This window comes from Hyphomicrobium sp. (assembly GCF_020852195.1).
Classification (GTDB): Bacteria; Pseudomonadota; Alphaproteobacteria; order Rhizobiales; family Hyphomicrobiaceae; genus Hyphomicrobium_C.
Genome location: NZ_JADZBI010000130.1, coordinates 1 through 18139, shown reverse-complemented (window position 1 = coordinate 18139; position 18139 = coordinate 1). Strand labels below are relative to the sequence as shown.

Genomic DNA, 18139 nt, shown 5'->3' with positions numbered 1-18139 from the left:
GCCAGCATCTGCACGGCGCCGAGCTGCAGGGCCTCCAGCTCCTCCTTGTCCTTGTAGAGCTGCGAGTTCGGATAAAGCTCGATGCGCACGCGGCCGCCCGTGTACTCCTCCGCCAGCTTCTTGAAGTGCTCGGCGGCACGGCTCTTGTGCGCCTGGGGCGCGGCGACGTGGCTGACCTTGATGACGATCGGCGACGGATCCGCGCGTGCCGTGGGCGCGACGAGCGCGAGACCGGCCAGAGCCAATAGAACTGCGCGCATGATGCCCTCCCTAATCGTGTTGCCCGCTCACGTTCTCACGTCTTCCGTCTTCGTCCGTTCCTTTCGTTCCTTCTCCCAATCCCGCGTCAGTCGGCGGGACAAGCGGAAGACCCGCTTGGCGCGGCGGCGGTCCTCGCGCGAGAGGCGGATGCAGCAGCAGGAGAACTCCGGGCTGCGGGCGACCCTGACCATCAGCTCGCGCTGCTTGCGGGCGCTCTCCTCATCCATCTCGCGAGCCATGGGCCTCCAGGGCGCTTCCGTCAGCGCTTTTTCTTCAGGGTGCCGAGCGCATCGGCGGAGAGCGCGAACAGTTCGCCCTCGCTTTGCTCCGTATCCAACCATAGAAACGGCAGATCGGGGTATTCGGTTTCAAGCGTGTCGCGGGCCTGGCCGATCTCAACCACGAGGGCTCCGCCGGGCACGAGGTGGCGGGCGGCATCGGCCAGGATGCGGCGCACCAGGTCTATGCCGTCCTCGCCGCCCAGATGGGCAAGCTGCGGCTCGGCCTGATATTCGGGTGGGAAGGCCGCGACGGCGGCCGCCGTGACGTAGGGCGGATTGGAGAGGATGAGGTCGTAGGCGCGGCCGCCGAGGCCCGCGAACAGGTCCGAGCGGTGGAGGCTTACGCGCTCGGCCAGGCCGTAGTCGGCGACGTTGCGGGCCGCGACCTCGAGGACGTCGGCGGAGATGTCGGCCGCATCGACGGTTGCGTTGGGGAAGGCGAGCGCGGCCAGTATGGCAAGACAGCCCGATCCCGTGCAGAGGTCGAGCACGCGCTCCACGCCCTCGGGATCGGCCACGACAGCGGACAAGCCGTCCTCCGCCAGGAGCTCGCCGATATAGGAGCGCGGCACGATCACGCGCTCGTCCACGTAGAACCTGTGGCCCTTGATCCAGGCGGCGTTCACGAGATAGGGCGCGGGCTTGCGCGCCGAGATTCTCGCTTCGATGAGCCCGGCCACTTTGGCGCGCTCGTCGCGCGTCAGGCGCGCGTCGAGCCAGGGCTCGAGCTGATCGATGGGCAGATGCAGGGCCGACAGGATGAGGAAGGCGGCCTCGTCGAGCGGCGTCTCGGTGCCGTGGCCGAAGGCGAGGCCGGCCTCGCTGAAGCGGCTCGTCGCGTAGCGCAGCCAGTCGCGGACGGTTGCGAGATCGTCGATGTCGGCGGCGTTCGGCTTTTTGCTCATGGTCCTGAGGAAAGGCTGCGGCTGGCACCCGTGTCCCTAGCGGAAGGACCGCGCCCTGCCAACGGAAGTTAGCGCTTGCGGCCGCAACCGCTATGCAGATTCACCTTCATGCAAGTTTCCGCATCTGCGAAATGGCCTCGCGTCATCATGTCTATTTTTTTGCGACCCGCTTGGCGATAGGCACGCAAGACGCCAATATCGCGCCCAGCCTGGCCCTCTTTGGGAGAGGGGCCGGCATAGAAACTCGGAGGGAAGCCCGTGACGGTGAAATCAGATATCGAGATCGCACGCGAAGCCAAGATGAAGCCGATCACCGAGGTGGCGGCCAAGCTCGGGATCCCCGCCGACGCGATCATTCCCTACGGGACAACCAAGGCCAAGATCTCGTTCGATTTCATCAACGCCCTTAAATCGCGCTCCGACGGCAAGCTGATCCTCGTCACCGCCATCAGCCCGACGCCGGCGGGCGAGGGCAAGACGACGACCACGGTGGGGCTTACGGACGGCCTCAACCGTATCGGCAAACGTGCCATGTGCTGCCTGCGCGAGCCGTCGCTCGGGCCGTGCTTCGGCGTCAAGGGCGGCGCGGCCGGCGGCGGCTATGCCCAGGTGGTGCCGATGGAGGACATCAACCTCCACTTCACCGGCGACTTCCATGCCATCACATCCGCGCACAACCTGCTCTCGGCGCTGATCGACAACCACATCTACTGGGGCAATGCCGTCGGGCTCGACAGCCGCCGCGTGGAATGGCGGCGCGTGCTCGACATGAACGACCGCGCGCTGCGCTCGATCGTCAACTCGCTCGGCGGCGTCTCGAACGGATACCCACGCCAGGATGGCTTCGACATTACGGTGGCTTCCGAGGTGATGGCGATCCTCTGCCTCGCCTCCGACCTCAAGGACCTCGAGACGCGGCTCGGCAACATCATCATCGGCTACACGCGCGACAAGAAGCCGGTGCGCGCCCGCGACGTGAAGGGCGACGGTGCCATGACGGTGCTGCTCAAGGACGCGCTGATGCCGAACATGGTGCAGACGCTCGAGAACAATCCCGTGTTCATCCACGGCGGCCCGTTCGCCAACATCGCGCACGGCTGCAACTCCGTGCTCGCCACCAAGAGCGCGCTCAAGATCTCGGACTTCGTGGTCACGGAAGCCGGCTTCGGCGCGGATCTCGGCGCCGAGAAGTTCTTCGACATCAAGTGCCGCAAGGCGGGCCTGCAGCCGTCCGCGGCGGTGATCGTCGCCACCGTGCGCGCGCTCAAGATGCACGGCGGCGTGGCGAAGGACGATCTCAAGGCCGAGAACGTGGCCGCGGTGGCCAAGGGCTGCGAGAACCTGAAGCGCCATATCGAGAACGTGAACAAGTTCGGCGTGCCGGCCGTGGTGGCGGTCAACCGCTTCATCACCGACACGGATGCGGAGATCCAGGAGGTCATGAAGGTGGGCGAGAGCATGGGCACGCGCGCCTTCATGTGCACGCACTGGGCCGACGGCGGCGCCGGCACGGAGGCGCTGGCGCAGCATGTGGTCGAGGTCGCGAACTCGGGCAAGGCGGCGTTCAAGCCGCTCTATCCGGACTCGATGCCGCTGCGCGACAAGGTGAAGACGATCGCCACCGAGATCTACCGCGCGGCCGACATCTCGTGCGATTCCGCGATTGAGAACCGCTTCAAGGAGCTCGAGGCGATGGGCTTCGGGCACCTGCCGGTGTGCATGGCGAAGACGCAGTACTCGTTCTCGACCGATCCCGCGAAGCGCGGCGCGCCGACCGGTCACATCGTGCCCGTGCGCGAGCTCAGGCTCTCGGCGGGCGCCGAGTTCGTGGTCGTCATCACCGGCGAGATCATGACCATGCCGGGCCTGCCGAAGGTGCCGGCTGCGGACTCCATCCGCCTCAACGCGGACGGCCAGATCGAAGGGCTGTTCTGATCAAAGCGACGCTCCCTGTCATCCCGGAAAGGCGAAGGCGAAAAGCCGAGGCCTTGTCCGGGACCCAGGGCCCACATTCGACCGTAGAGATCTTCTGCCCCTGGATCCCGGCTCGGCTTGCGCCAGCCGGGACGACACGGCGTGAGAACACTAAGTTGATGGACCAGGCGGATCGCCGGAGGCGGTGCGCGCCTCCTCCCGTGCGCGGCGCTGCTCGCGCAGCTTGTGCTCCTGCTGCGGCCTTCTGATGAAGATCAGGAAAGCGTGGTACGCGATGCCGAGCCCCCAGCCCAAAACAACCCACTGAATCCAGAAGCTGTCGCCCGTGACCAGATTGACGAGGGCCAGCCCCGCGATCACGGAGAGAAAGACGATGAAATGCGTGTAGAAGCCGTTGATGGCCTTGTCACGCTCGCTTTCCATGAGGTGCTCGAAGAGGTCATCCATGGCGAAGCCTCCTGTCTTCTTGCCTTGCAGGGCACCCACTCTACACCCATCGGCGGCGCGTGAAATGCTTCATACGGAACAGTTGCAAATTATGCGTTGTGCTAGGCGGCGAGCTCGAGCGGCTCCGTGGCCGGGCGCATGGCCTCGAAACCCTGGGCCACGAGCCGCCCTTCAGCGGCATCCGCAACCATGACTACCCGGGTGGTCGGGTTCAGGATCGGGGGAGCGAGCCAGGAAAAATCGGGAACGATCTCGGGAATGATGCGGTGCATCATGGCGGCGCGCTCGGCGCTCCGCTCGCCGCGCGAGCGGCCGCGCCAGCCCGGCGCCTCCCAGTGATTGGCGGCGACGTTCGGGCCCACGTGCACGCGGGCCTCCGTCTCCGTGCGCTCGATGACGACGGTCTCGCTGGCCCGGAGGCCGGCCAGCGAGAAGATGGCGGGCGTCGAGATCGGCGCGCGCGTCAGGCGCTCCCGGGCCTCGGTGAAATCGGCGGCGGTTTCGAACACGGCGCGCAGGAGGTGCGCCGGCGTCGGGTGCGGCATGGTCCAGACGCGGCGGCGGCTCACCGCCCAGTCGAGCACGTAGAAGCCTATCGCCTTGCGCATGGGCGCCTGGTTGAGCGCGGCGGAAAAGCGGCCGGGCGCCATGCCGGTGAGCACGCCCGTATAGCCGGGCCAGGTCAGGGTGACGAAGCCGCCGTTGCCACTCTCGACGCGCGCCGCGATGACGTGGCGGCCGAGGCCCGGCGTGCGCCAGTCGAGCACACGCACCAGGCGGGCGCTCTTGCGGCTCGGGTCCGGCGCGACGCGGCAGGTGCAGGCCCATTCGTAGTTGACCGACAGGAAGTAGGCACCCGGACGCCGGAGCCGCGCGGCGATGGCGTCGATCTCCGCGAGGTGCGCGTTCTCCCACTTGGCGAGCCAGCGGCGCGAGACCTTGTCGAGCTGACGCAGCGCAGCCGACGGAAGGGGGCCCGTCGCGAGATCGAGTAGCGCGTGCGCCCGCGCCTCGTGCGCCACCAGCGTCTCCATGGCGAAGCCGGGGCCGGTGTCGAGCACCGGGATCGGCTCCAGGGTGTTGGCGGGGGGAGCGGCAGACAGCATGGGCGCAGCGGCCTCCGGCCACCTCGAGCGAGCGTGTGGGAGCCTAGACGTAGGCCAGATCGCTGCCGCGTCAAGCGCGGGAGTTGTGTCGGTAGATGCCCGGGGCTCAGTCACGCGGCATGATGAACCAAAGCAGGAGGTAGGTCAGAATGCCGGGGAACCCGATCGAGGCGATGGTCGCGACGACGTAGAGGATGCGTACAAGCGTCGGGTCCCAGCCGAGCCAGCGCGCGATGCCGCCGCAGACGCCGGCGACGATCGCGCCTTGGCGCACGCGGCGCAAGCCGGGGGACGTGTTGTACAAAGTCGGGTCTGTCATTGCCTCTCGATCCAAATGCGCGTCGGGAAGTAAAACGCATGGATCGAACGGTCTGTTCCGTGATGATGAAGCGCCTCTGCGCGGCGCGCGCAAGGACCTACTCGCAGTAGCCGCGGTTGCGGCGCGGGATCAGATCGAGATGGAAGTGGTTGCGGTGCGGGTCGTTCGCCTCGGGACCGAGAACGGTGCCGAACTCTTTGCACGCCCCGCCGTGAATGGCGCGCAGGAAGAGCGACTCCTTGGTGGGCTTGGCCGGCTCGGCCGCCTCCGTCGCCGGCGTGGCGCCCGTCAGCACCGCTTTCTTCTCGCGTGACGCAGACTTCTCGGAGGACAGCGTCAACGAGGCTTGCGTGACCTGCCGCGCCGGCTTGTCGGCACTATCGGCCTGCGTTGCCTTGTCGGACTGTTTTGCTGCGACCTCGCTTTTCGCCGGCGATGCCTTCCCCTTTGCGTCCGCCTTCGCCTTTGCTTCGGCTTCTGCCTTCGCCAGCGCGCGGGCCTTGATGTCACGTGCGGTGAGGCCCCAGCCTCTCAGCACGCGCACGGTGCGTCCGTTAGCGAGGCTGAAGCCGCCGATGTCGATGGCGTTGGCGAGCGCATGCTGGCTGAGCTTTGCATTCGGCCGGTTGTAGATGTTGCGGCACGAATAGCCGGACGCGCCGACGATGCGCACGACCTCGGATTTGAAGCGGCTCTTGGCCTCGGGCTGCAACGTGGACTTCGCCCACTTGCCGAGCGCCGCCACCATGCGGCAATTCACCTGAACCGGCGGGTCGAAGACGACCTTGGGACCTGCGCCGACGCTCTTCAGGAGAACCGGCGCCGGCAGGCCGCATTGGCCCTTCTTGATCGGCTCCAGATACTCGATTTCGGCTGGCGTCCCGGACAAGAGGTGCATGCACTGCTCCCGCGCCAGGACGACATCGGATTGGGGCCATTCTTCCTTCGCCGGCTCCGTAGCAACGGTGTCGGCGGGCGACGGCGGCGAGGACGCGGCAGGCGCGGGGGCAGAGCCCGGCGAGGCTGCCGGCGGTGCCGGGGTGCGTGGGGCTTCATCCGCAGCGGGGGCGCTAGGCGCCGGCGCGGGCGCGAGCTGGCGCGGCGGCTGGTGCACGGGCAGCGCGACGGCGAGCAGCAGGCCCGTCAGCATCACGTGCGACAGGCCGGCCGAAAGCGCGGGGATTGGCTCTTCTCCTCGTTTCATGGCCGCCCATTCGCCATTGCCGAAAAGATGCAACGATCCGGTCCCGCACAGACCAAATGCTACACGTCCAGGATCTAAGGATCCCTTAGAGCGGGCGAAAGAGTCTTAGGTATGTCGCCTGTAAATCTGGGCAGCGGTGTACTTAGGGGGAAAGCAGAACGACGGGCTGGCCCGTCGTTCGACATGCACCTCTTGAGCAAAATTCCGCTTCCGGGCTTCGGAGCCGGGCTCGGCCCTACTCGCAGGGCACCTGCATAACCTGGCCGGTGGCCGGGAAGAACTTCGTGCAACCGGCGTCGGTGGTGGCCTCAGGCTCCTCGGTCTGCGCCCGGCCGCCCATCTCGAGCAGGGTTGCCGTCGAAACACGGCCGCGCTCGCTCGTCGTCTCCGCAGCCGGAGCGGTCTCCACCGTCTCAACCTTCGCTGCCGGCTCAGCCTTCTTGGCGGTCTCGACCTTCTTCGTGGTGTCGACCTTCTTGACAGTCTGGGTCTTCACGACCCGCTTGGACGGGGCCGCGCGCTCCTTCCCCGCGGCGTGGATGCGCTTTTTCGTGTAGGTCTTTGTTCCGGCGGGCTTCGAGTGCACGACCTCGGGGACGTACTCGCAGGAAATGCAGGCCTCGGCAGCCGAGGTCAGCGCCGTGGCGGCGAAAAGCGCCGTAGCGAGTGAGAGAATGGTGCGCGTCATCTGTACCTCCCGCGATAGCGCTTAGCGCCTCGGTGTCCAACCCCGAGGCCAATCATGCGACAGAACGGACAAGCAGCGCTGTTCCACCCGGAACAAGGCATTCTCGCAGGCTATCCGGCTGCGAAATCCGAATAGTAAGCTCAAGGATCATACTAGCGCGCTCAGATTGACTTTCACAGGACTTTCAATCATAAGGGCGCCTGCGCGGCGGGCATTTCGGCTCGTGGCGTTAAGAGCGCTGCCCGAGGCTCAGGTTGCATCTCGAAGCAACCCATTGAAAGTCCGCGATTTTTCGCGGCGCCACAGGGCGCGGACCAGACCCAGAGCGCGGATCAGCGCGGAAAGAGGCAAGCCATGTACGCTGTCATCAAGACGGGCGGCAAGCAGTATCGCGTCGCCAAGGACGACGTCCTCACGGTCGAGAAGCTCGACGGAGAGGCCGGCGCCAAAATCGAATTCACAGAGGTGCTGCTGGTCGGGGCCGGCGAAGACGTCAAGGTCGGCAAGTCGCTGCCTTCGGGCGCCAAGGTCACGGCCGAGCTCGTCGAGCAGACGCGCGGACCGAAGCTCATCGCCTTCAAGAAGCGCCGGCGTAAGAACTCGCGCAGAAAGCGCGGCCACCGCCAGGATCTCTCCACGATCCGCATCACGGGCATCAGCGCCTAACGGCACACAGGAGCGCGGAAACCGCCGCTCCGATCAGAAGGATCATACGTCATGGCACAAAAGAAAGCGGGCGGCTCGACCAAGAACGGTCGCGACTCCCATTCGAAGCGGCTCGGTATCAAGAAGTACGGCGGCGAGCACGTCATCCCCGGCAACATCCTCTGCCGCCAGCGCGGCACGCAGTGGCATCCGGGCTCCGGTGTCGGCATCGGCACCGACCACACCATCTTCGCCACCACCGAGGGCAAGGTCGCGTTCGAGACCAAGCGCAACGGACGCGTCTACATTTCCGTCCTGCCCGAGAAGGTCACGGCTGCCGAATAGCGCGGCAGGCTCGACCGATACCGGAGGGGGGATGGGCGCCATCTCCCCTTTTGCTTTTTGGTCACCCCTCTATGCTGACAAGCGCAAGCCAACGGACTTCCATGCCAAAGCCGATCAAGACCCGGCGGCTCGTTCTGCGCGAGCTTACGGACAGCGACGCGCCCGAGCTCGCGCGCCTTGCCGGCGACTGGGAGGTCGCACGTATGACGGCGCGGATTCCGTTTCCCTACTCGGAGGCGCTGGCGCGTGAATGGTTGGCGACGCTGGCGCCGGGCGAGTTCGTGCGTGCGGTCACCTTTCAGGGCACGCTCGTCGGCGCGGTGGGCTATGTCCCCAACGACGACGGATCGGCCGAGATCGGCTATTGGATCGGGCGCCCCTGGTGGGGACGGGGCTTTGCCAGCGAGGCGGCCACGGCTCTCGTGCGCCACTGCTTCACGAAGGCCGGCTTCAAGCGCCTCACATGCTGCCATTTCGAGGACAACCCCGCGTCCCAGCGTGTGATCGAGAAGCTCGGATTCCGCCTCAGCGGCGCAAGCTCCGCGTGGTCCGATGCGCGGCAGGCCGAGTTCCCGGCGCGCTGCTACGAGCTCAACCGGCCGCGGACCGCGGTGCTGTGGAGGCTCACGGCATGAAGTTCCTGGACCTTGCCAAGATCTACATCAAGGCCGGCGACGGAGGCGATGGATGCGTCGGCTTCCGGCGCGAGAAGTTCATCGAGTTCGGCGGTCCCGACGGCGGCGACGGCGGGCGCGGCGGCGATGTCGTCATCGAATGCGTCGCGAACCTCAACACGCTGATCGACTACCGCTACCAGCAGCACTTCAAGGCCGAGCGCGGCATCAACGGCATGGGGCGCAACCGGGCCGGTGCCAACGGGCGCGACTGCATTATCAAGGTGCCTCCGGGCACGGTGGTGCTGGCGGAGAACCAGGAGACCGTGCTCGCCGAGATGACGGAAGCGGGCCAGCGGTTCGTCGTGGCGCACGGCGGCAACGGCGGCTTCGGCAACGCGCATTTCAAGAGCGCGACCAACCAGGCCCCGCGCCACGCCAATCCGGGCCTCGCAGGCGAGGAGATGACGATCTGGCTCAGGCTCAAGCTCATCGCCGACGCCGGCCTCGTCGGGCTTCCCAACGCCGGAAAATCGACGTTCCTGGCCGCGGTCTCGGCCGCGAAGCCCAAGATCGCCGACTATCCCTTCACGACGCTGCATCCGAACCTCGGCGTAGTGCGCGCGGGCGACCGCGACTTCGTGCTGGCCGACATTCCGGGACTGATCGAGGGCGCCCATGAAGGCGCGGGCCTCGGCACGCGCTTTCTCGGGCACGTGGAGCGCACGCAGGTGCTGCTGCACCTAGTCGATGCGACGCAGGACGACGTGGCCGGCGCCTACCGCACGGTAAGGCGCGAGCTCAAGGCCTACGGCGGCGACCTCGCCAAGAAGAAGGAGATCGTGGCGCTCTCGAAGACCGACGCCATCGACGCGGATACGCTGGCCCAACGCGTGGCAGAGCTGCAGAAGGCGGCGCGCAAGAAACCGCTCGCACTGTCGGCCGTCTCCGGCGATGGCGTGAAAGACGCGCTCTATGCGCTCACGCGCGAAATCAGCCGCGCACAGGCCCACGACGCAGAGGACGCCGCAAGCGCGCGGCCCTGGCGCCCCTGAGGGCACGTCGCCCGTATCAGCGTCTAATGCCGTCTAAAGGGCTCTAGGGGCGCGCCCATACGGCAACCCCCGGGTTGCAACGGCCCAAAGTCCATCACACTTGCTTGCTATCGGCATGCGTGAGGCCTCACCTCGTGGGCCCCTTCGGCGCATGTTGCTCATGCGAGCTGAAGGCGGCCGCAAAAATCGGAACAAGCGGAGAGAATTCGATAACTCATGCGGGGTAACCTATTGAAGTCGAACTCGTCATGATCCACAAATTAACCGTTGCAGAGGGCACTTAGCCGGCCCCAAGACGCGGTTTCCAGAAATTCTTAGGGGGTCCACGGTGCTCTACAGGTCGTCCAATCGCTGCGGGGCGAAGTCCATGATGTTGCGTCTCGGATGCGCGGCGCTCGCGCTTGCTTTCTTTGTGCCGCTCGCGTCATCGGCGGCGGATGCTCAATCGGAACGCAGAACGAAGTCGCAAAAGAGCCGCTCGGTCGAGCAGGCCAAGCCGCTTGAGATCGAAGGCCCGCTTTTGATGCAGGTCTCGCTCAACGAGCAGCGCATGTATATCTATGACGCCAACGGCCTCGTGACGCAGACGCGCATCTCCTCCGGGCGCGCCGGCCACGAGACACCGAAGGGCATCTACAGCATCCTCGAGAAGAAGGTCGATCATACCTCGAACATCTATCTCGACGCCAAGATGCCCCACATGCAGCGGTTGACCATGACCGGCATCGCGCTGCATGGCGGTGTCGTGCCGGGCTATCCCGCTTCCGGCGGCTGCGTCCGCCTGCCATTCGATTTCGCGCGCCGGTTCTTCAATCTGACGGACATCAACCAGCGTGTCGTCATCGCGCCGGACGTGCAGTCTCCGACCACCTTCGAGCATTCGCTGCTGTTCGCCTCGCTTCCGTCCGTGGCACACGCGGGCCCGACGGGCGACAGGGCCGAAGGGCCGGGCGCCAATGCGGTTAGGGTGGGCGTCGACGTGGCGGAGACACTGCTCGGCGTCACCTCGGCGCACGCCGCGACCGAGCCCCCGGGCCGTACGCTCGAGAGCGCCGCCGAGGCGCGCCGTGCCGAGCGGCAAGGGCTCGTCGACGACATCACCGAAGCCGGTGAGCGGCGTGCCAAGGCCGCCGAGGGGGAGAAGGCGGCCGCCCGCGCCATCGGCGATGCCAAGGCCGCAGCGAAGGCCGCGCGCAGCGCCGCAAACGGCGCCGCCCGCGAGGCCTACAAAGCCAAGGCGGCGCTGCAGTCCCAGGAGCGTGCGCTGAAGAAAGTCGTGTCGCGTATCCCCAACAATCCTGCGAAGATGCGTGCGGACCGGCTCGAGACGCTGCGTGCCCAGGAGGCCGAGCTGCGTTCGGGCATCGCTCCGCGGGAGGAAGAGGTCCGTCGCACCGCCGAAGCCGCCAAGGACGCTGCAGACAAGGCTGCGACCGCGGACAAGGCCGTTGCTGCGGCTGTCGCCGGTCTCAAGGAGGCCAAGGCCGAGATCAAGAACGCAGCAGCGGCCGAAACCGCCGCGAAGAAGGCCGTGGCGACGTTCGACCGCCAGGAGCAGAACCGCGGGCTTCCGGTGTCCGTGTTCATCAGCTCGAAGACCGGCCTGATCCAGGTGCGTCAGGGCTTCGAGGCCGTGCTCGAGGTGCAGGCCTCGATCGCCGATCCCGACGTGCCGCTCGATACCTTCGTGTTCACCGCCGTGGGTTGGAAGGACGACAGCAAGACGGACCTGCGCTGGACGGCGACAGAGGTGAACGAGCATTCGACGCGCATCGGCAGCGGCGACGTGGAGGTGGACAACAAAGGCAAGCGCAAATCGCAGTCGGTGCCGCCGCCGCCCGAGACGGACGTCGCGCGGGCTGCGCGGACGCTCGACCGGATCAGCATCCCCAAAGAGGCTTCCGAGCGCATTGCCGAGGTGGTGAAGCCCGGATCGACGCTCATCGTCTCGAGCTATGACGTGGCGCGGAGCGAGACCCGCTACGCGGGCACCGACTTCATCGTGCAGATGCCCGAGGTCGTCGCCAAGATCACCAAGCCGACGCCGCGGCCGCGGCCGGTCGAGCTGGTCGAGGAACAAGGCGGTGGCGGCTGCTTCTTCTTCTGCTCCTCCTCGTACTCGTCGAGCAAGCAGAGGGATAGACGGCGCCAGCGGGCGAGCGGCAAATCGTCGGTCTGGTGATCACGCCCGCCACCGCTCTGTGACAAAAGAAAAGACCCCGGCCGCTCACCAAGGGCGGCCGGGGTCTTTCTCTATCAGCTCTGTGGGGGCGAGACGCCTCGGCGTCAGATATCCTGGTCCCTGGCGGTAACCTGCAGCGAGCCGAACACCGTGCCGCTCCAGCGCTCCACCTTCTCGGGCAGGAACGTGAAGCTCTGCAGCTTGTAGACAAGGCCGTCCTGCATCACGGTCTGCTCCTTGCCGGGGATGGCCATGGCCGGCAGATAGGGTGCGCACGACATCTTGGCGACGCCCTTGTTCACGGCGTTTGCCGCCATGACCTCCGTCTCGCCGCGCGCCTTGAAATTGAGGAATGCGATCTGGTCCGACTTGGCGTCGCAGAAGTAGCCGCGAACCCGCTCCGCATGCTCACCGGCAGCAGATGCACCCTGCGCCAAGCAGACCGCCCCAAGGGCAGCCACGAGCGCCGTCTTCCTCATGGTTAAGGCGGCGGAGACGAAGCCATCAGGCATTTGGACCTCCAAGGGTTCGAGACGGATCACGGCGCGCCGGCCGTGTGCCCTTCCTCGACGTGTCCGTCCCTTTGCAGGCCGTTTCTTATTGTTCCTGATAGGCTATGTGAAACTTTGCAACGTCACAAGGATATATTCGCATCAGTACCGGAAACTGCAGCAAGGTCGTTCCTGCACTTCTGGTATTGCGCTGCAGCATATAATGCGGCAGCGCAATACGCGATGCGACACGACGTTACGCTACGCGATGCGATCCGGCCGGCGCAGGCCGCCGAGCACGACGGCCAGCGCCAGACCGGCGACGAACCCGCCGACGTGGGCCATGTAGGCCACGCCGCCCTGCTCGGTCTGGGCCGTATCGGCGATCGATCCGACACCGCTCACGAGTTGCAGGACAACCCAAAGCCCGAGCACGATAAATGCCGGCATGGCAACGACTTGTCGCCCCAGCAGCACGTCGACGCGGGCCTTCGGGAACATCAGGAGATAGGCGCCGAGCACGCCTGCGATGGCACCGGACGCGCCGACGTTCGGGATACTGGACCCCGGATTGACGGCATACTGCGCGAACGTCGCGGCGAGGCCGGCCACGAGATAGAACAGGAGGTAGCGCACGGGGCCAAAGCGATCCTCGACGTTATCGCCGAAGATCCACAGGTAGAGCATGTTGCCGCCGAGGTGCATCCAGCCGCCGTGCATGAACATGGCGGAGAGGAGGGTCACGGCGTCGCCGGACGGATTGTCCGTGAAGCGCGCCGGAATGAATGCCCATTCGGTGATGAAGCCGTCGCCGCGCTGAAGCTCGAGGAAGAAGACCACGAGATTGATGGCAATGAGCGCCACGGTGACGACCGGCGTTGCGCGCCGCGCACTGTTGTCGTCTCCGATCGGGAACATGCGTGCCCCCTCGCGCTTCGACCCTCATGCCGCCGCACACGGGCGACCTCACCACGCAGTGCAGCACGATTCAGGGTGGGATTTAAGTGACAGTGAGGATTTCGCGCGGCATCTGAGGCGGAATTGGCACATATGCCGATGCTCAGGCTCTGGCGAGTTGCACCTCGGCCGGCTCACCCAGGCCGCGCCGCACGGTCTCGCTCATGGTGCCGAAGTGACCGGCATCGATGTAGGTGACCTCGGCCGTGGGGAGGTAGCGATGCACGGCCGCGATCAGCCCTTCGCGCCGGGCCTGCGGCACGACCTCGTCCCGGAGACCCACGACAAAGCGGCTTCCCGGCGCGAGGTTCGAGAGGTTCTCGATCGTGTGCAGGCCGCGCAGGGTGCGCGTGAAGTCGCCGAGCCCATAGCCTTTTGCCACGGCGAGCTCTTTCACCTGGCGGGAGGCAGGGCTTTCCCACAGCGTCAGGTCGCCACGATCGGCGGAGGCGACGGAGCACAGCCGCGCGCCGAGGCGATTGGCGAGCAGCGTCGCCACGGCGTTGCCGATGCTCAAACCGACGACGAGAAGCTGCGCGGGATCGAGGCGGGTGCGCGCGAAGACGCGCGTCGCGTCGTCCACCACCGCAGACAGAGCCCGCACGCAGAGCTCGGGCTCGGAGCTGACGATGGCGCGCGGCATCTCATAGCAGGCGAGGAAGTTGCGCGGCACGAGGCGGGATGCCTGCGCCAGGCGATAGGGCATACGCCACGGCAGGCAGCAGATCACATCGGATAGCGGATCGCCGTCGATACGCAGGAAATCGGTGGACGTGTCGTCACCGACGGACTGTTGACGCAAGAGATCTTGACCCAGACTGTCGAGCATGGCCTCAAAAACGCGGCGCAGGAGCGATGGTTCCGTGCGCAGGCTAAGACCCGATTACGTCAGGTTTCGATTACTTCGATGACGCCAGGGAGCGTCGTGATGCGGCCAATGGTCCTCGCGGAGAGATCGAATTTCCCTTTCGGCGCAATCGGCACGGGGCGCACGTAGTCCGCGAGGCGCAGCTCGATGGTGGCTTCCGCCTTGCCCGGATTGAGCAGCGCCTTCAGTTGGTCCAGGCTCGCGGGATTGCGACCCAACGCCTCGCCGTCGAGCAGGATGCGCACCGAGGTCGGAATCTGCCTCACTGCGTCATCGAGCGATTGCACGTCCTGCACGCGCATTTTCAGGGCGTCGCCGTCGCGCTCACCCTCGATGTCCAGCAGCACGGCGGTACCGGTTTCCAGAAGCTGGCGCGATTTTGCGAGCGTGTCGGAGAAGATAACGGCTTCGAACTGGCCGCTGGTGTCGGAGAACAGCGCGAAGGCGAACTTGTTGCCCTTCTGAGAGCGGCGCTCGCGGGCGGCGATGACGATGCCGGCAAGGCGCCCGGCCGTCGCGCCGCCCCGCGCGCTCGCGGCCTCGAAGTCCACGAAGCGGCGCACGTTGAGCTTTGCGAGCGCCTTTTCGTACTGGTCGAGCGGGTGGCCGGAGAGGAAGAAGCCGACGGCGTCGAACTCCTTCTGCAGCTTCTCCATCGGTGTCCAGGCTTCGGTGGGCTTCAGCTTCAGCACGACGGGCGCCGCGGCCTCTTCCATCTTGCCCAGCATGTCCCATTGGCCCTTGTCGTCGTCCTCGGCCTTCAAGCCGGCCTCGCGCATCATCTGGTCGGCATTGGCATAGACAAGCGCGCGATTGCGCTCCAAGGCGTCGAAGGCGCCGGCGGCGGAGAGCGTCTCCAGCGCGCGTTTGTTGACGGCTTTGGTGTTGATGCGCGCCGCGAAGTCGGCAAGCGAGGTGTAGGGGCCTTTCTGGTTGCGGCTCTCGACGATGGTCTCGACAGCGGAGGCGCCGATGTTCTTCAGCGCGGCGAGCGCATAGCGGATGGCGCCGCGAGGTTCTGGTTCTCTCTCCCCGCTTGCGGGGAGAGGGCTTGAATGCGGGGCAGACGCTGTTGCTGCGGTGTGACGCTGCCCCTCACGTCTCGGCGGAGCCGAGCTCCGCTCGGACCCCTCTCCCCGCAAGCGGAGAGAGGGAGAAGCGGGCGGAACGGCCAGAAACTCGACCGCCGACTCGTTCACGCATGGCGGCAGAACGCGGATGCCGCTCTTCTTCGCTTCGGCCGCAAACATGGCCAGCTTGTCGGTGTTGCCGGCGTCGAGCGTCATCGAGGCAGCCAGGAACTCCTCGCGGAAGTTCGCCTTCATGTAGGCCGTGTGATAGCTGACCAGCGCATAAGCCGCCGCGTGAGACTTGTTGAAGCCGTAGCCCGCGAACTTGTCGACCAGCTCGAAGATGTAGACGGCATCGTCCTTCCTGACGCCGTTTTTCATGGCGCCCTCGACGAAGCGCGCCTGCTGCTTCGCCATCTCGTTCTTGTCCTTCTTGCCCATGGCGCGACGCAGAAGGTCGGCTTCGCCGAGCGAGTAGCCCGCCATCACCTGGGCGATCTGCATCACCTGCTCCTGGTAGATGATGACGCCGTAGGTCTCCTTCAGAATGCTTTCGAGAAGCGTGTGCAGGCAGTCGACGGGCTCCTCGCCGTGCTTGCGGTTGATGTAGGTCGGGATGTTGTCCATGGGGCCGGGGCGGTAGAGCGCCACCATGGCGATGATGTCCTCGAAGCGGTCCGGCTTGAGCCGCTTCAAGCTCTCGCGCATACCCGTACTTTCGAGCTGGAACACGCCGGCCGTGTCCGCTTTCGCGAGGAGGTCGTAGGACGGCTTGTCGTCGAGCGGCAGCGCGAGCAGGTCGATGTCGATGCCGCGGCCGCGTTTCACCAGCTCTACGGCCTTGGTCAGAACGGTCAGCGTCTTCAGGCCGAGGAAGTCGAACTTCACGAGGCCCGCCGCCTCGACCATCTTCCAGTTGAACTGGGTGACGGGCATGCTCGACTTCGGGTCGCGGTAGAGCGGCACCAGCTCGTCGAGCGGGCGGTCGCCGATCACCATGCCGGCGGCGTGCGTCGAGGCGTGGCGGTAGAGCCCTTCAAGCTTCTGGCCGATCTCAAGCAGGCGCGCGACGAGCGGGTCGGCGTCGCGCTCCTCCTGCAGCTTGGGCTCGCCGTCGATGGCCTCGGGCAGCGTGACGGGGTTGGCGGGATTGTTGGGCACGAGCTTGCACAGGCGATCGACCTGGCCGTAGGGCATCTGCAGCACACGGCCCACGTCGCGCAGCACAGCGCGCGCCTGCAGCTTGCCGTGGGTGATGATCTGCGCCACGCGGTCGTGGCCGTACTTGCCCTGAACGTAGCGGATCACCTCGTCGCGGCGGTCCTGGCAGAAGTCGATGTCGAAGTCCGGCATCGAGATGCGCTCGGGGTTCAGGAAGCGTTCGAACAGCAGACCGAAGCGAAGCGGGTCGAGGTCCGTGATGGTGAGCGACCAGGCGACGACGGAGCCTGCGCCCGAGCCGCGGCCCGGACCGACCGGAATGCCGTGCGCCTTGGCCCATTTGATGAAGTCCGACACGATCAGGAAGTAGCCCGGAAACTTCATGCGGGCGATGACGTCCAGCTCGTAGGCGAGGCGCTTGGCGTAATCCTCCCCGGCGAAGCCGGGCGCCAGCTCGTTGGCCGCGAGACGCGCGGCAAGGCCCTCCTCCGCCTGACGCTTAAGCTCCAGTTCCTCGGCGGCGGACTGATCGCCGTTTGGAGCGTTCTCGGCGGAGACGAAGCGCGGCAGGATGGGTTTGCGTGGAAGCGGGCGATACGCACAACGCTGCGCGATCTCGATGGTGCTTTCCAGCGCCTCGGGTAGGTCGGCGAACAGAGACGCCATGTCCTCGGCGGACTTGAAGTAGTGCTCGCGCGAGACACGGCGGCGGTTGTCCTCCGTCACCATGCGGCCCTCGGCGATGCAGAGCAGCGCGTCGTGCGCCTCGTAGTCGTCAGGGCTCGCGAAGTAGACCTCGTTGGTGGCGACAAGCGGAATGCCGAGGTCATAGGCGAGCGCGATCAGCTGCGGCTCGATCTCTTCCTCGCTTTTGAGACCGTGACGCTGCAGCTCGACGTAGAGATTGCCGTTGAAGACGCGCTGCAGACGCTCAAGGCGCTCGCGCGCGAGGTCGGTCTGTCCTTCGGCGAGCGCGCGGGAGATGGGGCCTTCCGGGCCGCCGGTGAGAACGATCAGGCCGTCACGGTGGTCTTCGAGCGCATCGAGCTTGATGTGGGTCGGTTCGGCGGGGTCCGGCAGCAGGAACGCCTGGCTCGCGAGCTTGATCAGGTTGGCGTAGCCGGCGGCGCTGGAGGCGAGCAACGCGAGCGCGCCGGCTGGCCGCACCGGCTGAGCGTTCTGGCCGTGACGCGCGGAGCCGTTCGGCTCCGATGCGGCGGCGCCGTCGGCAAAGTCGGTGGCGAAGACACCGCCGACGATGGGCTGAATGCCGGCGCCGGCAAGCTTCTCCGAGAACTCGAGCGCGCCGAACAGATTGTTGGTGTCGGTGAGGCCGATGGCCGGCATGCCGGCCGCCTCCGCGAGCTTGGCGATCTTGCTGATCGGCAGCGCGCCCTCAAGCAACGAGTAGGCCGAATGCGTCTTCAGGTGGACGTACTTGGGAAGCGTCGGCGTCGCTGTCATGCGTGTCCTTCGAGTCGGCTCGCGTGATTAGGATGGGGCATCACGCCTGCTCGGTCGGCGGAAGAAACTTCATGCTCCATGAAGTCGATCTAGCCCGATTCGGAGGAACGCTCGGCAGGCGCGAAGCTCCGAGTTGTATGC

General features: G+C 66.1%; 17 protein-coding genes and 1 pseudogene. 6 read left to right on the top strand and 12 right to left on the bottom strand.

Features of this window, described 5'->3' with window-relative positions:
• From IT540_RS10640 to prmB, 3 genes and pseudogenes are all read right to left on the bottom strand, one after another.
• Window positions 1-260 (bottom strand): annotated as a pseudogene (locus IT540_RS10640) (C4-dicarboxylate ABC transporter); the annotation flags it as partial.
• 27 nt (window positions 261-287) lie between these two features.
• Complete coding sequence (locus IT540_RS10635) at window positions 288-500, bottom strand: hypothetical protein (protein WP_291177024.1); 213 nt, start codon at window positions 498-500, stop codon at window positions 288-290.
• A 20-nt stretch (window positions 501-520) separates the two neighbouring features.
• Window positions 521-1447 carry a 50S ribosomal protein L3 N(5)-glutamine methyltransferase gene (gene prmB, locus IT540_RS10630; protein ID WP_291177020.1) on the bottom strand — a complete coding sequence of 309 codons (927 nt, stop codon included), beginning with the start codon at window positions 1445-1447 and terminating at the stop codon, window positions 521-523.
• 258 nt (window positions 1448-1705) lie between these two features.
• Here prmB and IT540_RS10625 point away from each other — a divergent pair, with 258 nt between their 5' ends.
• On the top strand, window positions 1706-3382 hold the full coding sequence (locus IT540_RS10625) for a formate--tetrahydrofolate ligase (protein WP_291177013.1): 1677 nt from the start codon (window positions 1706-1708) through the stop codon (window positions 3380-3382).
• A 150-nt stretch (window positions 3383-3532) separates the two neighbouring features.
• On the opposite strand, the gene IT540_RS10620 is transcribed toward IT540_RS10625, so the two are convergent.
• From IT540_RS10620 to IT540_RS10600, 5 genes are all read right to left on the bottom strand, one after another.
• Window positions 3533-3829 (bottom strand): 2TM domain-containing protein, encoded by a 297-nt coding sequence (locus tag IT540_RS10620; RefSeq protein ID WP_291177006.1) that lies wholly within the window; start codon window positions 3827-3829, stop codon window positions 3533-3535.
• Between the two features lie 101 nt (window positions 3830-3930).
• Complete coding sequence (locus IT540_RS10615) at window positions 3931-4935, bottom strand: hypothetical protein (RefSeq protein ID WP_291177003.1); 1005 nt, start codon at window positions 4933-4935, stop codon at window positions 3931-3933.
• 106 nt (window positions 4936-5041) lie between these two features.
• Entirely contained in the window at window positions 5042-5254 is a 213-nt protein-coding gene (locus IT540_RS10610) for a PspC domain-containing protein (protein ID WP_291177000.1), read from the bottom strand.
• Window positions 5255-5351: 97 nt separating this feature from the next.
• A complete protein-coding gene (locus tag IT540_RS10605) occupies window positions 5352-6458 on the bottom strand; it encodes an extensin family protein (RefSeq protein ID WP_291176997.1) in 1107 nt (368 codons plus the stop codon).
• Between the two features lie 235 nt (window positions 6459-6693).
• Complete coding sequence (locus IT540_RS10600; RefSeq protein ID WP_291176994.1) at window positions 6694-7146, bottom strand: hypothetical protein; 453 nt, start codon at window positions 7144-7146, stop codon at window positions 6694-6696.
• 354 nt (window positions 7147-7500) lie between these two features.
• Between IT540_RS10600 and rplU the strand changes: the two genes are divergently transcribed.
• From rplU to IT540_RS10575, 5 genes are all read left to right on the top strand, one after another.
• Window positions 7501-7812: a 50S ribosomal protein L21 gene (rplU, locus tag IT540_RS10595; protein ID WP_291176991.1), complete on the top strand. Its 312-nt coding sequence runs from the start codon at window positions 7501-7503 to the stop codon at window positions 7810-7812.
• Window positions 7813-7863: 51 nt separating this feature from the next.
• On the top strand, window positions 7864-8136 hold the full coding sequence (gene rpmA, locus IT540_RS10590; RefSeq protein WP_291176988.1) for a 50S ribosomal protein L27: 273 nt from the start codon (window positions 7864-7866) through the stop codon (window positions 8134-8136).
• A 101-nt stretch (window positions 8137-8237) separates the two neighbouring features.
• Window positions 8238-8771, top strand: a complete 534-nt coding sequence (locus IT540_RS10585) for a GNAT family N-acetyltransferase (protein ID WP_291176985.1) — start codon at window positions 8238-8240, stop codon at window positions 8769-8771.
• Window positions 8768-9805 carry a GTPase ObgE gene (gene obgE, locus IT540_RS10580; protein WP_291176983.1) on the top strand — a complete coding sequence of 346 codons (1038 nt, stop codon included), beginning with the start codon at window positions 8768-8770 and terminating at the stop codon, window positions 9803-9805. The genes IT540_RS10585 and obgE overlap by 4 nt, the downstream gene beginning before the upstream one ends.
• Window positions 9806-10172: 367 nt before the next feature.
• Window positions 10173-11987, top strand: a complete 1815-nt coding sequence (locus IT540_RS10575) for a L,D-transpeptidase family protein (protein WP_291176980.1) — start codon at window positions 10173-10175, stop codon at window positions 11985-11987.
• Window positions 11988-12091: 104 nt separating this feature from the next.
• On the opposite strand, the gene IT540_RS10570 is transcribed toward IT540_RS10575, so the two are convergent.
• The 4 genes from IT540_RS10570 to dnaE all read right to left on the bottom strand — a co-directional run bounded on the left by IT540_RS10570 (window position 12092) and on the right by dnaE (window position 17998).
• The gene (locus IT540_RS10570) at window positions 12092-12499 is read right to left on the bottom strand and encodes a hypothetical protein (RefSeq protein ID WP_291176977.1); all 408 of its coding nucleotides are present in this window, start codon (window positions 12497-12499) and stop codon (window positions 12092-12094) included.
• Window positions 12500-12739: 240 nt separating this feature from the next.
• Window positions 12740-13396 (bottom strand): rhomboid family intramembrane serine protease, encoded by a 657-nt coding sequence (locus tag IT540_RS10565; RefSeq protein WP_291176974.1) that lies wholly within the window; start codon window positions 13394-13396, stop codon window positions 12740-12742.
• Window positions 13397-13538: 142 nt separating this feature from the next.
• Window positions 13539-14264 carry a hypothetical protein gene (locus tag IT540_RS10560; protein WP_291176971.1) on the bottom strand — a complete coding sequence of 242 codons (726 nt, stop codon included), beginning with the start codon at window positions 14262-14264 and terminating at the stop codon, window positions 13539-13541.
• A 59-nt stretch (window positions 14265-14323) separates the two neighbouring features.
• Window positions 14324-17998, bottom strand: a complete 3675-nt coding sequence (gene dnaE / locus IT540_RS10555; RefSeq protein ID WP_291176968.1) for a DNA polymerase III subunit alpha — start codon at window positions 17996-17998, stop codon at window positions 14324-14326.
• Window positions 17999-18139 lie beyond the last annotated feature (141 nt).

Excerpts from the sequence above, each read along its gene's own strand:
- IT540_RS10620 (WP_291177006.1), bottom strand. The coding sequence starts at position 3,829 with ATGGATGACCTCTTCGAGCACCTCATGGAAAGCGAGCGTGACAAGGCC.
- IT540_RS10575 (WP_291176980.1), top strand. The coding sequence starts at position 10,173 with ATGATGTTGCGTCTCGGATGCGCGGCGCTCGCGCTTGCTTTCTTTGTG.
- obgE (WP_291176983.1), top strand. The coding sequence starts at position 8,768 with ATGAAGTTCCTGGACCTTGCCAAGATCTACATCAAGGCCGGCGACGGA.
- IT540_RS10615 (WP_291177003.1), bottom strand. The coding sequence starts at position 4,935 with ATGCTGTCTGCCGCTCCCCCCGCCAACACCCTGGAGCCGATCCCGGTG.
- IT540_RS10570 (WP_291176977.1), bottom strand. The coding sequence starts at position 12,499 with ATGCCTGATGGCTTCGTCTCCGCCGCCTTAACCATGAGGAAGACGGCG.
- IT540_RS10605 (WP_291176997.1), bottom strand. The coding sequence starts at position 6,458 with ATGAAACGAGGAGAAGAGCCAATCCCCGCGCTTTCGGCCGGCCTGTCG.
- IT540_RS10565 (WP_291176974.1), bottom strand. The coding sequence starts at position 13,396 with ATGTTCCCGATCGGAGACGACAACAGTGCGCGGCGCGCAACGCCGGTC.
- IT540_RS10635 (WP_291177024.1), bottom strand. The coding sequence starts at position 500 with ATGGCTCGCGAGATGGATGAGGAGAGCGCCCGCAAGCAGCGCGAGCTG.
- prmB (WP_291177020.1), bottom strand. The coding sequence starts at position 1,447 with ATGAGCAAAAAGCCGAACGCCGCCGACATCGACGATCTCGCAACCGTC.
- rpmA (WP_291176988.1), top strand. The coding sequence starts at position 7,864 with ATGGCACAAAAGAAAGCGGGCGGCTCGACCAAGAACGGTCGCGACTCC.
- dnaE (WP_291176968.1), bottom strand. The coding sequence starts at position 17,998 with ATGACAGCGACGCCGACGCTTCCCAAGTACGTCCACCTGAAGACGCAT.
- IT540_RS10585 (WP_291176985.1), top strand. The coding sequence starts at position 8,238 with ATGCCAAAGCCGATCAAGACCCGGCGGCTCGTTCTGCGCGAGCTTACG.
- IT540_RS10610 (WP_291177000.1), bottom strand. The coding sequence starts at position 5,254 with ATGACAGACCCGACTTTGTACAACACGTCCCCCGGCTTGCGCCGCGTG.
- rplU (WP_291176991.1), top strand. The coding sequence starts at position 7,501 with ATGTACGCTGTCATCAAGACGGGCGGCAAGCAGTATCGCGTCGCCAAG.
- IT540_RS10600 (WP_291176994.1), bottom strand. The coding sequence starts at position 7,146 with ATGACGCGCACCATTCTCTCACTCGCTACGGCGCTTTTCGCCGCCACG.
- IT540_RS10560 (WP_291176971.1), bottom strand. The coding sequence starts at position 14,264 with ATGCTCGACAGTCTGGGTCAAGATCTCTTGCGTCAACAGTCCGTCGGT.